Annotated in this window: 9 protein-coding genes; 6 read left to right on the forward strand and 3 right to left on the reverse strand. The window is 49.3% G+C overall.

Annotation, left to right across the window (positions count from 1 at the left end; genetic code table 11):
- Window positions 1-61: 61 nt before the first annotated feature.
- The 3 genes from ACR9YC_RS10760 to xylA are packed head-to-tail and all read left to right on the forward strand — an operon-like array spanning window position 62 to window position 3,653.
- Entirely contained in the window at window positions 62-913 is an 852-nt protein-coding gene (locus ACR9YC_RS10760; RefSeq protein ID WP_438727454.1) for an aldose 1-epimerase, read from the forward strand.
- The gene (gene xylB / locus ACR9YC_RS10765; protein WP_438727457.1) at window positions 913-2,340 is read left to right on the forward strand and encodes a xylulokinase; all 1,428 of its coding nucleotides are present in this window, start codon (window positions 913-915) and stop codon (window positions 2,338-2,340) included. The genes ACR9YC_RS10760 and xylB overlap by 1 nt, the downstream gene beginning before the upstream one ends.
- Complete coding sequence (gene xylA / locus ACR9YC_RS10770; RefSeq protein ID WP_438727460.1) at window positions 2,340-3,653, forward strand: xylose isomerase; 1,314 nt, start codon at window positions 2,340-2,342, stop codon at window positions 3,651-3,653. The genes xylB and xylA overlap by 1 nt, the downstream gene beginning before the upstream one ends.
- 94 nt (window positions 3,654-3,747) lie before the next feature.
- On the opposite strand, the gene ACR9YC_RS10775 is transcribed toward xylA, so the two are convergent.
- The 3 genes from ACR9YC_RS10775 to ACR9YC_RS10785 form a co-directional block, all read right to left on the reverse strand.
- The gene (locus ACR9YC_RS10775; RefSeq protein ID WP_438727463.1) at window positions 3,748-4,206 is read right to left on the reverse strand and encodes an SRPBCC family protein; all 459 of its coding nucleotides are present in this window, start codon (window positions 4,204-4,206) and stop codon (window positions 3,748-3,750) included.
- A gap of 216 nt (window positions 4,207-4,422) precedes the next feature.
- Window positions 4,423-7,317, reverse strand: coding sequence for a TonB-dependent receptor (locus tag ACR9YC_RS10780; protein ID WP_438727466.1), 2,895 nt, complete (start codon window positions 7,315-7,317; stop codon window positions 4,423-4,425).
- Window positions 7,318-7,545: 228 nt separating this feature from the next.
- Window positions 7,546-8,355, reverse strand: coding sequence for an AraC family transcriptional regulator (locus ACR9YC_RS10785; protein ID WP_438727469.1), 810 nt, complete (start codon window positions 8,353-8,355; stop codon window positions 7,546-7,548).
- A gap of 285 nt (window positions 8,356-8,640) precedes the next feature.
- On the opposite strand from ACR9YC_RS10785, the gene ACR9YC_RS10790 reads away from it, so the two are divergent.
- The 3 genes from ACR9YC_RS10790 to ACR9YC_RS10800 all read left to right on the forward strand — a co-directional run bounded on the left by ACR9YC_RS10790 (window position 8,641) and on the right by ACR9YC_RS10800 (window position 13,615).
- Window positions 8,641-10,893: an alpha-galactosidase gene (locus ACR9YC_RS10790; protein WP_438727472.1), complete on the forward strand. Its 2,253-nt coding sequence runs from the start codon at window positions 8,641-8,643 to the stop codon at window positions 10,891-10,893.
- Between the two features lie 141 nt (window positions 10,894-11,034).
- Window positions 11,035-12,564, forward strand: a complete 1,530-nt coding sequence (locus tag ACR9YC_RS10795) for a sodium:solute symporter family transporter (protein WP_438727474.1) — start codon at window positions 11,035-11,037, stop codon at window positions 12,562-12,564.
- Between the two features lie 13 nt (window positions 12,565-12,577).
- On the forward strand, window positions 12,578-13,615 hold the full coding sequence (locus ACR9YC_RS10800) for a UDP-glucose--hexose-1-phosphate uridylyltransferase (RefSeq protein WP_438727477.1): 1,038 nt from the start codon (window positions 12,578-12,580) through the stop codon (window positions 13,613-13,615).

Consider the following 13,615-nt stretch of genomic DNA (forward strand, 5'->3'; position numbering starts at 1 on the left):
TATCAATGCAAGACACTCATCATAGGGTTACGCTATGGTTTGACCGTGGAGGTTATGTTCGATGCAGAAGTTAGAGCTTATATCCGGGCGGACCAAATTGGTTCTGTCCCCTTGGCTTGGCGGCGGGATTACAGCATTTCAATGGAAGGGGCATGATGTCTTCAGGCCCCATTGCGGTGAAAATGATCCATTGACCTTGTCCAGCTTTCCCATGGTTCCCTTCTGCAACAGGATAGCCCATGGCCGTCTCTCAACAGCGTCTGGAGCGAAGACAATAGCATTGTCACACAAAAATGCAGAGCGCCAACATGCTCTGCACGGTCTGGGATGGATTAGCCCTTGGGCTGCCAAAGTATATTCGCAGGAGCGTGCGATACTCTCACTGCGTCATGATGGCGCAATCTGGCCATGGGCGTTTGAGGCGGAGCAAGAAATATGCGTGCGAGACGATGGTTATTCACATAAGCTCAGCGTCACCAACCTTGCTGATACGCCAATGCCTGCTGGGCTGGGTCTGCACCCTTATTTCCCCAAAACAAAAGCCAGCCTGCAATTGGATGTTAGCGGTTTTTGGGAAACCGGACCGGATCGATTGCCGACAGGTCACAGCGCTGTTTCTCGGCAGCCTGATTGGTTTGCAACGCCCGATATTGACCATTGTTACACAGGGCAGCGCGACGATTTTGAGATTAGCTGGCCAACGCACAGTCTCACTGTTCGCCCATCCACTAATCTGCCCTTCACCCATGTTTATTGCCCAACTGGCGAAGACTTTTTTTGCGTGGAACCCGTTAGCCACATACCCAATGCCATAAATAATGCTGCGGGGAAAGCGGACACCAGCATGTATATGCTTCAGCCCGGACAAAGCATGGAAATAGATTGTGACTTCATTTTGGCGGAGGCTGGCTAATGTGGCTCGGCATTGATCTGGGGACATCCGGTGTGAAGACTGTCATTATTGATGATGGCGGCGTTGTGCATGCTCAGAATACGGTTTCATTGACGGTGCAACGTCCGCATCGGCACTGGTCAGAACAAGACCCTGACCAATGGTGGGAGGCGACCAAGGTAGCAATTGGCGGATTACCGCAAACATTACGACAGCAAGTGCGCGGAATCGGTTTGTCCGGACAAATGCATGGCGCGGTATTGCTAAATCAAAATGACAAGCCTGTTCGCCCTGCAATTTTGTGGAATGATGGACGCAGCGCCCTGCAGTGTAATGACCTTGATGACATGGCGCAAAACCATACAGGCAACCGCGCTATGCCCGGTTTTACAGCGCCAAAACTTACCTGGGTGCGGGAAAATGAACCAGAGTTTTTTGCTGCCACAAAAACGGTTTTGCTGCCCAAGGATTATATTCGCTTCCTGCTAACGGGCGAAAAAATAAGCGATATGTCCGATGCTTCCGGTTCTTTATGGTTAGACGTGGCGGCGCGCCGCTGGTCAGCCGAGATGCTGGAGGCGACAGGTATGAGCGAAAGCCAGATGCCCGCCTTGGCTGAAGGTTCTCAGGTTGCTGGCACTTTACGTCAATATGTGGCTGATGAACTGGGCCTGCCAATAGTGCCCGTCGCTGGCGGTGGCGGCGATCAGGCAGCAGGGGCAATTGGTGCAGGCGTCACTGAACCTGGTGATGCCTTTCTTAGCCTTGGTACATCTGGCGTTATCTTTGCCGCAACCGCCAAGTTTGAACAAAACCCCGCTAATGGCCTGCATGCATTTTGCCATGCTTTGCCTGGTCGTTGGCATGTCATGACGGTTATGCTGTCAGCAGCGGCCTGCCTTGATTGGGTCACGCGTTTGGCCGGCTTTTCATCAGTTGAAAACGCACTGCAAGCCGCAGAAAACAGCAATGTATCAAACGATCATATCCCGCTGTTCCTACCCTATCTTTCTGGTGAGCGCACACCCCATAATGACCCCGCAGCCAAAGGAGTTTTCTTTGGTTTGACGCACGAAACGGGCCCAGCTGAATTGGTGCAATCGGTGTTAGAAGGTGTTGCCTTCGGCCTTAGCGATGGTTTGCAAGCCATGCCTTCCCGTCCAGCAGAATTATCGGTGATTGGCGGCGGCGCGCGCTCATCCTATTGGGCGCAGCTTCTGGCCAACATCCTGCAAACACCGCTCATTTATCGCGATGGTTCTAGCGTTGGCCCTGCAAATGGTGCCGCTCGCCTCGCACAACTGGCCGTTACCAACAGCCCAGTGGAGGCTGTCTGCACAAAACCCGCTGTGCAGGCGCAATATGCACCGCAACCTTATTCAAAGGAACGCCAGCAAACGTTCCGTTCACTCTACCCTATTTTACAATCCAGTTTCGGAGAACTTTAATGTCCTATTTTTCTAACCTTCCAACCGTACCTTTCGAAGGGCCGAGCACCAAAAACCCGCTGGCATATCGCTATTATGATGCGGATGCGTTGGTCTTGGGCAAATCCATGCGCGATCATTTGCGCTGGGCGGTATGCTATTGGCACAGCTTTGCATGGCCGGGGAATGACATTTTTGGTGCAGGAACCTTTGACCGGCCATGGAAGCCGGGCGAGCCTGTAACGCCCGAACTGGCCAAACTTAAACTGGATGCCGCCTTTGAAATGTTCACCAAACTCGGCGCACCTTTTTATTGTTTTCATGATGTTGATGCCATGGCCGATTATGACGATCTGGCAAGCTATACGCGCGAGCTAGATGCCATCGCCGATAAGATGGCAGGCAAGATTGAAGAAACAGGCGTGCAGTTATTGTGGGGAACCGCCAATTTGTTTAGCCATCCGCGTTATGCAGCTGGCGGCGCCACCAACCCCGACCCTGAAGTCTTTGGCTGGGCTGCGCATCAAGTACGTTCAATGCTGGATGTCACCAACAGATTGGGCGGATCAAATTATGTGCTCTGGGGTGGCCGCGAAGGCTATGACACCATTTTGAACACCGATATTGGCCATGAACTGAACCAATTGGGCCGGTTTATGAACATGGTTGTCGAACATAAGCACAAAATCGGATTTGACGGCACGATCTTGATTGAGCCCAAACCGCATGAGCCAACCAAACATCAATATGACCGTGACACCGCAACGGTTTATGGCTTCCTCAAGCGCTATGGGCTTGAGAATGAGGTGAAGGTTAATATTGAAGGCAATCACGCAACACTGGCTGGCAACAGTTTTGAGCATGAAATTGCCACCGCCAATGCCTATGGTATTATGGGCTCGGTCGATATCAATCGCGGCGATCCGCAAAATGGATGGGACACGGATCAATTTCCTAACAATGTGCCTGAAATGACTCTCGCAATGTATCACTTGCTGAAAGGTGGCGGTTTCCAGACAGGCGGTTTTAACTTTGACGCAAAGGTAAGGCGTCAATCGGTCGATGCAGAAGATCTATTTTACGCGCATGTTGGCGGGGTGGATGTATTGGCTCAATCATTGCTGGCGGCCGCACGGATTATTGAGGATGGTGAACTGGATAATTTTGTAGCGAACCGCTATTCCGGTTGGAAAAGCGATGTCAGTAGCAAGGTCTTGAGCGGCAATATGAGCCTTGAAGAAGTCGCAGATCATGCCTTAGCATCAGACTATAATCCAACCCCGAAATCCGGGCGTCAGGAATATCTGGAAATGCTGATAAATCGCGCAGTTTGATCCGAACAAGACGATTTGGCCTAGGTTGCATGCGGTGTTGCAAAATGAACGCCGCAGCGATCTAAGGTCAGTTTTAGATCGTGGATCTGGCGTATCAACCCTCGCGAAATTCAGCTTCTACGAGTTGCTTGAGTTTCGCATGAGCCTTTGCTTGCGCGTCTGAACCGCCTAGCTTTGATAGAAAGAGCATCAGCGGAGTGAGCAGTTTGAAGGCACCGTTAAGCGTAATGGCTGTGGTTTGTCTAAGCTGTGTTTGCTCAGGTGATAGTGCTTTCAAAGCATAATCAACATCCAGATTAAACATATCCCCTGACATATAAACGCGCATCCGTTCATTCTCACTATATGCGGTGATCTCGCCTAGCAGCTCCATCTTCCTACCGCGCTCAAGAAATGTCTGACGGAATGTCGAACCTACCTTCTCTGGTGTTTCCACCAAAGTTTCATCCTCAACAATATTCGGGACCCAGCGGCGAAGACGCTCATCATCGTCTAGCCAGAGAAATACAATATCTGCCGGCGCATCAATAATGGTCGTTTTCGACGTTCGCATAATCCTACTCCCAGCCGCCAAGGGTATAGACCAATCAGGGTTTGAACAAGGCTGCTAATTTACAGCGCCGCGGCAAGACGGTCATATTGTTAAAGCAATAAGTCGTAATCATGGGCGAGAGCTATCATTCCTAATTTCTTAGGAGATATCGGCTTTATAGAAAGCAATAAAAAAGGGCCGGGGAAGCGGCCCTTTTTCATCACAAACTGACGTTTGTTAAAACTTGCCGCGGACACCCACGGTATAGCGTGCACCGGTGCGGGTAAAGTCCAGCAAGCGGTTAGCAAAGCGTGAGAAGTCTCGCGTATCTTCGCCCAGCACATTAATGCCCTCAGCGAAAATTTGTATATTGTCATTAAAGTCATAGCTGGCAGCAAAATCGAGCTGACCAAATGACTCACGCTGACGTGGTTCGCTAAACGCGTCTTGCGCCTGCACCAAGAAGCCATCGCGATAATTATAGGCAACACGTGCAGAGATACCATCTTTCTCATAAAAGCCAGTAATGTTGAATGTATGCGGCGTGAAGCCGTTAAAGCCTAAATCATCTGCTGGTACATCGTCGCGATTACTGTTCACATAAGTATAGTTGACGATGGCACCAAAGCCGATGTCAAATGTCTTCTGGAATGCAATTTCTACACCAGAGATGCTGCCGGACTGGCCATTACGATCCCGTGTATCCTGGAACGTCACGTCCACCGTTTCATCTGCAGTACGCCCGGCATTGCCGGCTGGGAAGATGATCGGATTTACCACTGGCAAGGTGCTGGTTTCGATAAAATTGCCAAGGCTTTTGTAGAAACCGGCAATGCTGAAATAGCTCAGACTATCGAAATACCATTCGAAAGAGACATCGAAATTGTCTGCTTCAAAGGCTTCAAGCAAAGGATTGCCGCCGCCGCTGGTCGGTGCGTTGGAACGCCCGCCAAAAACGTTGGAAACACCAAGCGCAGTAAGCGTTGGCCGCGTTACGGTACGGGCGTAGCTGAGACGCAGGACCGTATCGGATGTCGGTTCCAAACGGAAACTGGCGGATGGCAAGAAGTTGACATAGTCATTCGGAACAGATGTCGGTGTCGCTGCACCAAAAATCACTTCCAACTGGGTATCACCAGCAGTTTCGCGGAATTCGATAACCGGCTGGGTAACACCGCTGGATACAACATCAGTAAATGCGATGCGGAAACCAATATTAGCGCTCCATGGCAATTCACCGCCAAAATCACCTTCCCATTGGGAATTGAAATAAGCAGAGTAAATTTGCTCATCAACGCTGAAGCTGCCACCAGGATTAAATGTTGGTGTGAAAATACCAAGCAGCGGGTCAGTGTTAGGATCAGCCAATATAGCCAACAGCCCAGCAGTGTTGCCGCCGGTACGATCAGGGTTATTCAAATTCGCAGGATCATTCAGAACTGCAAAGGCCTGAGCAAAAGTTGAGGTTAATGTCGTGCTTGGAACTGTGTCTGCGCCGTCAACACCACTCAAAAAACCATTAAAGGAGAATGGCGTTAGGATCGATTCATCGAACGGCACAGTATAGCCACAAAATGCGCAGAAAATTTGAGCCGCTGAAACGCCGTTACCCGGTGCGGCAAAGTTATCAAATAATGTGCGCGATTTTGTACGATCGGTGTACAGGCCGCCAAAAGTAATGCGCTCTAACGGACCTTTTTGTATTTCCCAATCACCATCAAGGCGCAATTCAAAAACTTCATCATCCACTACGGTGCGGTTGACATTCACAAAGTGAAGCCGCTGAATTGATGTGTCGGTCAGACCTGACAAATTGGTAATCGTTGAAATGCCAGAGGTGCTGGTTGATTCGATCAGCGGAGAGGTTGGCGCCAATGCGCCCAGCACGATGAATGGGTTTGTCCCATCACGATTTGCTTCCGAATATGAAGCATCGAAAACAAAGCTCAAAGAGTCGCTGACACGAAAATCAACATTGCCGCCAATGGCAAATGTCTCAGCAAAGCGGCTGTTCGAAGTGATCACATTGTCATTTTGTGACGCACCTGCCTGGCCGGCAATCAAAGGGTTGCGCGCCTGAAAGTCCAAACTTGGGCGGCTAAAGGATGTAACCGTGCCATTTTCATCAATTTGTGGATTAATGAATGGTGGGCTGAAAAATCCGGAGAACTGTGTTGCGAATGAATCGACTTGGAAATCCGAATAGAGCGCATCAACAGTAATCTTCAGATCGCTCGACGGAGCAAATTGCAATGCACCATTCAGAGTAAGACGTTCACGATCCTGCGTATCCCGTTCAAACACAACTTGCTGCTGCACACGTGATGTTGGGATGGGAACGATAGATGTCGCATCAAGGCCAACAGAGTTTTCAGGCGCATTAATAGCAACATCACCGGGGTTTACCGCACCATCACGTAGCGAGAAACCGTTTGTAAATGCACGGTCAATCAAAGCATTACGCTTATTATAAGATGCGCCAAACAAAACACCGAAAGTATCATTTGACCAAGAAACAACCCCAGTCAGATCAGTACCAAAATCTTCACTAAGGTCTTCATAAATGCCGGCCGCTGACAAAGTCACGTTAAAACCCGGGCGGTCCAGTGGTTTGGCGGTTGTGACGTTGACAACCGCGCCAATGCCACCTGATTGCAATCCAGGTTGGGATGATTTGTAGACTTCTGCGGTTTGGATAATGTCAGAAGACAAAACGTCAAAAGAGAATTCACGGCCATCATTGTCTGTCGCCAATGTCCGCCCATTCAACAGAACAGCGTTAAATTCTGGCCCAAGGCCGCGAACTGTAATGAACTGCCCTTCACCACCGGCACGATCAATCGAAACGCCCGTGATACGCTGCAATGATTCCGCGACGTTTGTATCGGGGAACTTGCCAACATCTTCTGATGACACCGCGTCAACGATAACCGATGCGTTACGTTTAATATCTTGCGACGCTTGCAAGCTACCACGAATGCCGGTTACGATAATTGGTTCGCCAAAATCATCGGTTGACTCATCGACCTCTTCTTGAGGTGCAGATGTTGCCGTATCTTGTGCCCATGCATTAGATGCTGGCACCAAAGCCAATGCCGTCGACGCTAATAATAGTCCATTATGGATTTTCATAATTCCTCCCTAATTGGCTGGTTATTCCAACCTTACTGTATATGTCGGCGAGGAGAGGATTTTTGCGACACCTCATTTAATCCCAGCCGCTTTTTGCACATTGCAGCTAAGTTTGTCTCATGGGGACAGATACAAAAACCATGGGCAAATTGGAGTGTCATGTGTTTTTTGGTATATTTAACATTATTTCATCAATGTGACACACTTTTGCAACATAGTTCAAAGGACTTATTTATGTAGGCGCATGCGATATTCGCGCGGGGACCAACCGATGACTTTGCTAAATCTTTTGCTAAAATGATATTCATCGCAATAGTCTAGTTTATCTGCGATTTGACGCAGCGTAAGCGATCTATCAGCAAGCAAATCACATGCTTGCTCCATCAAATATCCTGATCGATATTTGCCCGGTGATTGGCCAGATAGCTTCCGAAATTTTTTGCGAAACAATTCATAGGACATCGCCATTTCAGAGGCCGCGCTTTTAACATCTGGGTTTGATTTCAGACATGTTTTGGCGGTCTGTAGCCATTCAATATCGGCCTCAATATCGGTGCGAGCGGCATTTTGAATATCCATGAGAAGTTGCTGCATGCGCACAGCTTCTGCAGTCATTTTAACGTGATCGCCTTCGTTATTCTCGCCAATAGCTCGCTTAATTTTGTCCAGCCAATAATCAGAGGGCGTTAATGAGATCACGGGCTTTTCAAGGTCAAAGCAACCCTCATCGCGCCATAAATCAAATACTGGCCCTTCAAAGACCAGATAGAGTTCATCCCATACCTTCCCATTGGACGGCCCATACCAATGTTCCAGACCAGGCAGAACTATGATGGCATCTCCAGCTTTAACATCAAAGGCAGCGCCATTCTCGTCGCTATAAGATCCCGTACCCTGTAAAACATACACCAAGGTGAAGTGGGGCAAGATTCGTTTAGGAGTCAAAACCCCTGCCCCGTTTTTCACAAAACATGCAATCCTGATTCCACCAAGCGGCGACACTGTTACATTGCGCACAAAAAAGCGGCTTTCCTCCATATCAGTGCTGCTCCTTCCTGATTTACAAAGCTGCTAGGTCCGTTAGCGAGACCAGATATATCAGCCAGAATCATAAAAAACACTATACCAAGAAACACATCTTAGTCCCAGAAATAACATTTCATGCACATCGAAGGCAGCTATGATTGTCTAGACGGGTGTTTTGCAGTATGTTTTCAGCAGATTTCCTGAACCTTGATGTGAATCGGCTCGGCGCCATGTCCCTCATCTCCTAGAGGGAAGGTTCTGATTTTGAACCGAAATAATGAAAGTAATGATTGATAAATGCTGACAGTGAAGCCGGAAGATCAAAGTGACCTGCAACGCATAAATTTTCAGAATTCTGAAGGCCTTGCTGGCTGTTCGCCTGATAAGACAGTAACACAGATAGATGCAGATTATGTCCGGCTTTCTGCTTCTGATACAGAAATCATCATTTACGCCAAAAAAGGCGAACGACCCTATATTATATATTGGGGCGCACTATTAGAGCATAGCAGCGCGGAAGAATTAATCGCTCTTTCGACACGGCAATGGGCACATGGCGGACCCGCCACGGATATAGGCCAGTCATTATCTAATGAATTGGCCACTGGTATTGCAGGCCCTTCCGGATTTGTCGCGCATCGGCAAGGCAATGATTGGGCTGCCATATTTGTTGTCGAACATGTCCTTGAAGACTCTGAAAATCAGGTGCGCATTGTCTGTTCTGACCGCAATACCGGATTGAAGGCAATTTATGATATAAAACTTGATCCTTCAAGTAATGTTGCTCTTGCGACAACATCGATAAGCAATGATGGTGACGAACCAATCAGCATAGATTGGTGCGCATCTTTGTGCATACCAGTTGATGAAAGCCTATCGACGCTCAAAAACTTCACTGGACGTTGGGCAATGGAGTTTCAGGAACAGGCAGTTTCCGTCTTTCGCGGCAGCTATGTGCGTGAGAATAAAACTGGGCGCACCAGCCATGATAATTTTCCCGGCCTGATTGCTATGTCCGCAAGTGCATCGGAAAACAGCGGCAGAGTTGTTGGGCTACATCTTGGCTGGAGCGGTAATAACCGTGTGCGCATGGATCGGCATTCCGATGGCCATAATTCAGTACAAATGGGAGAACTGTTCCACCCTGGCGAAATGGTGTTGGCCCCGGGGCAGAGCTATACCACGCCCATTCTGTACGCCGCACAGAGCGAAAACGGGCTCAGCGATCTTTCTCAAAAATTTCACCATTGTCTGAACACATCTGTCTTGGACGGACGGATCGCTAATAAACCGCGACTGGTACATTATAACACTTGGGAAGCTGTATATTTTGACCATTGCGAAGACAGGCTAACGACACTGGCCGAAAAGGCGGCCGAAGTCGGCGCGGAACGCTTTGTTCTGGATGATGGCTGGTTTGGCGCTAGGCGCAATGATCAAGCTGGCCTTGGCGATTGGTGGGTCTCAAAAGATGTGTACCCCAATGGTCTTGAACCATTGGCAGACAAGGTCCGCAGCTTGGGGATGGAATTTGGCATCTGGTTTGAGCCAGAGATGGTAAATCCCGACAGCGATCTTTTCAGAGCGCATCCCGAATGGGTGCTGGAAGCAAAAGGTGTCGCACAAATCCCCTCGCGACAACAATATGTGCTAGATCTTACCCGGCCGGAAGTTTCAGAATATCTTTACGAGAAGATTAGCAAGATCGTCGATGATCTGGGCATCACCTATATCAAATGGGACATGAATCGCGATATTCAGCACCCGGGAAGTGGCTCTACAGAAAATTCTGGGCGTAGCGCGGTCCATAAGCAGACAAAGTCTGTTTATGCTTTAATCGACAGGTTGCGCAAAGCCAATCCAGAACTGGAAATCGAAAGCTGTTCTTCGGGCGGCGCAAGAGCTGATTTCGGTATTTTGCGCTACACGGACCGTATCTGGCTTTCTGACTCTAACGATGCGTTGGACAGGCAAAAAATTCAGCGTGGCGCGAGTCACTTTTTCCCGCTTAATGTGTTGGGCAGCCATGTGGGGCCGAAACAATGTCATATCACCAAGCGAACATTAAGTATGGAACTGCGAGCAGCAACCGCCATGTTTGGGCATATGGGCATGGAATTGGATCTTTTAAGCGAAAGCGCAGAGGATCTGGAAACGCTCAAACAGGGCATTGCCATTTATAAGCAGCACAGAGATGTGTTGCATAACGGCAAATTCTATCGACTAGATACGCCTGACTACCTCAATGTTACAGGCAGTGTTTCGCTAGATAAGCAAGCCGCTCTGTTCAGCTGTGCAAAAACGGATGGCCACACAACAACCTTGCCCGGGCGTTTGCAATTTCCAGGGTTGGACAAAACCAAGCGCTATCAATTGAAAATTATCTGGCCTGTTTCTGACTTTGTGGTCACCGAACCATCGATAGTCGATACTCTCGACCTTAGGGGTGAAGGCTCCGTATTTTCGGGCGAAGCATTGACAGTACATGGCATTCAATTGCCACTGCTCTACCCCGAAAGCTGCATCATATTCGCATTGCAATCGGTCTAATATAGCAAACAGAACTTGCGTGGCATCATGACATAGACAAAGGCGGTATTGTGATACAATAAAGGTTGGTCTGGCTAAGAAAAACAAACAACTGCCAAATCGTCAATTGACAACAATAATGATAAAAAAGGGGAGAGGCCCGTGCTGCAATCAAGCGGATCGGTGACACAGTTAACAGTATTTTTTGGCCTGATGCTGTTGGTTGCCTATTTTACCTGGCGCAAAGTAGCTTCGGCCAAGACTAGCGGCGGTGCAGATAAGGACATCTTCCTTGCGGGCGGCGGACTGAGCTGGTTTTTCGTCGCTGGCGCCATCACCCTGACCAACCTTTCCACTGACCAATTGGTGGGCATGAACGGTAATCAGATGCTCTTGCTTGCTTGGTGGGAGATTGCCGGTTTTGCTGGTCTGATGATGCTGGCCTTTATCTTTGTGCCCATTTATTACCGCAACAAATGCACAACAATTACAGAATTGTTGGAGAAACGCTTTGATGGCGGCAGCATTCGCACGGTTATTTCGGGCCTGTTTCTGATCGGCAATATCTTCATCTATCTGCCTGCGGTTATCTTCTCCGGCGCGAAGTTCATGCAGCCCGTTCTGGGCCTAGATATATCGGTATTAACTATCGCGGCCATTTTTGCCGTGGCGGGGGCCGCTTATGCCATTTTGGGCGGACTACGCGCTGTTGCTGTGCTGGATACATATAGCGGCATTGGCATTTTGGCGCTCGCACTGGTTGTTGTTTTTCTGGCCCTACAAGCCGTTGGTTTTGATATGAGCAGCAATGTCCCTGCCGAGCGGCTTTCCATGATCGGTAGTTGGGATTCTCCTATCCCTTTCCACACACTGTTTACTGGCATGATTTTCATTCAAATATTCTATTGGTCAACCAATCAGAATATCACGCAAAAGGCGCTGGCTGCACCCAATGTAAAAGAGGCGCAAAAGGGCATAATTGCTGCGGCTATTGTGCGCATTTTGATCGTGCCGCCCATTGTTGTTGTACCGGGTGTGATCGCCTTTCAGCTATTTGGCGATGTCAATGATGACGCTTATGGCAAATTGGTCGCACAAGTACTGCCTGATTGGACCAGCGGCATGTTTGCGGCCATGATAGCAGCCGCCGTGCTCACCTCCTATTCGGCGGTTATGAACGCGACCATCACATTATGGTCGGTTGATTTTCACCGCAAATACATCAACCCCAATGTCAATATCCGTGTATTAAACCGTATTGTTGGGGTTATTGCCATGCTGGCCTCCATCATGTTGGTGCCGATCTATGCGGGGCAGGAAAGCATCATCAACACGTTGCAAGAGTTGAACGGGCTGCTGTCCATGCCAATCCTCTCCGCCTTTATCGCCGCCCTGCTCTTCCGCAATATGGATGCGCGAGCAGCGGTTGTGGGCCTGATCTACGGTGTGGCCATTTACGCCTTCCACAATTTCATACTCTATAAACCCAATGCCCTATGGAATGATCAGACTTTTTATCGCTATTTGGGGCTGGACTGGCTTCACTATATTGATGTGATGGTCTTTGTTCTCTTCACCGCAGTTCTGGTCTCTTTGGCTGTAAATCGTCTGGTATTTGGCAATAAAGCAGTCTTTATCTTTAGTGCTAAAGGCCGTGCGTTACGGGCCAGTGAATTGGCCGCAACACAATAATGGACCATATGCAATGACAATGGATTCCGTTTTGTCTGATCAGCCGCATCGGCGCTATAATCCGCTGCGTGATGAATGGTTGCTCGTCTCTCCGCATCGCGCAAAACGTCCATGGCAGGGCAAAGAGGATGCGCCCGACCTTAGCCAGCCACCCGCCCATGATCCGCATTGTTATCTGTGCGCCGGTAATGAACGGATCAATGGTGCGCGCAATCCTGATTATGACGGCGTCTACGTCTTTGCCAATGATTTTGCCGCACTGTTGCCCGACACGCCCGAGCCTCAAGGCAGTGACCCATTATTACGAGCCGAAGGTGCCCGGGGCGAAGCGCGTGTTATGTGTTTCTCTCCCGATCATGGAAAGACGCTGGCCCAATGTTCGCCCAAAGAAATTGGGAACGTCATCACGGAATGGATGGCGCAAAGCCGTGAATTGGGCGCAAAATATCGCAATGTACAGCTTTTTGAGACTAAGGGTGAGTTGCTAGGCAGCTCCAACCCGCATCCGCACGGGCAAATCTGGGCCACGGATTACTGCCCGCAGGAAATTGCCACCGAAGACCGGACACAGGCCGATTATTGGACCAAAAACGGCAGCAACATGCTGCTTGACCTCGCCGCAAAAGAAAGCGGTTCAGAACGCGCCGTGTGGGAAAATGACGACTGGCTTATACTCGTTCCCTTTTGGGCGGATTGGCCGTTTGAAACGCTGTTGCTACCCAAATTTTCCGTTGCCCGCATCGTTGATCTGTCGCCCTCTCAACAGGTGTCATTGGCACAGGCCATGAAGATATTGACGGTACGCTATGACAACTTGTTTCAGTGCAGCTTCCCCTATTTAATGGGCTGGCACGGCGCACCTTTTGGAATGGACGACACTGCGCATTGGCAATTGCATGCCCATTATTATCCGCCCTTGCTACGCTCTGCATCAGTGCGCAAATTCAAGGCAGGGTATGAAGCCTTGGCCGAGCAACAGCGCGACATGACCGCAGAACAAGCCGCCGCGCGCTTGGCTGCACTCAGCGACACCCATTATCGAGAGTTATAA

Source organism: Parasphingorhabdus sp. DH2-15, assembly GCF_051668705.1.
Lineage (GTDB): Bacteria > Pseudomonadota > Alphaproteobacteria > Sphingomonadales > Sphingomonadaceae > Alterisphingorhabdus.

Bases quoted from the DNA above. Each gene is read 5' to 3' on its own strand.
- xylA (WP_438727460.1), top strand. From the start codon at position 2,340: ATGTCCTATTTTTCTAACCTTCCAACCGTACCTTTCGAAGGGCCGAGC.
- ACR9YC_RS10780 (WP_438727466.1), bottom strand. From the start codon at position 7,317: ATGAAAATCCATAATGGACTATTATTAGCGTCGACGGCATTGGCTTTG.
- ACR9YC_RS10790 (WP_438727472.1), top strand. From the start codon at position 8,641: ATGCTGACAGTGAAGCCGGAAGATCAAAGTGACCTGCAACGCATAAAT.
- ACR9YC_RS10775 (WP_438727463.1), bottom strand. From the start codon at position 4,206: ATGCGAACGTCGAAAACGACCATTATTGATGCGCCGGCAGATATTGTA.
- ACR9YC_RS10760 (WP_438727454.1), top strand. From the start codon at position 62: ATGCAGAAGTTAGAGCTTATATCCGGGCGGACCAAATTGGTTCTGTCC.
- xylB (WP_438727457.1), top strand. From the start codon at position 913: ATGTGGCTCGGCATTGATCTGGGGACATCCGGTGTGAAGACTGTCATT.
- ACR9YC_RS10785 (WP_438727469.1), bottom strand. From the start codon at position 8,355: ATGGAGGAAAGCCGCTTTTTTGTGCGCAATGTAACAGTGTCGCCGCTT.
- ACR9YC_RS10800 (WP_438727477.1), top strand. From the start codon at position 12,578: ATGACAATGGATTCCGTTTTGTCTGATCAGCCGCATCGGCGCTATAAT.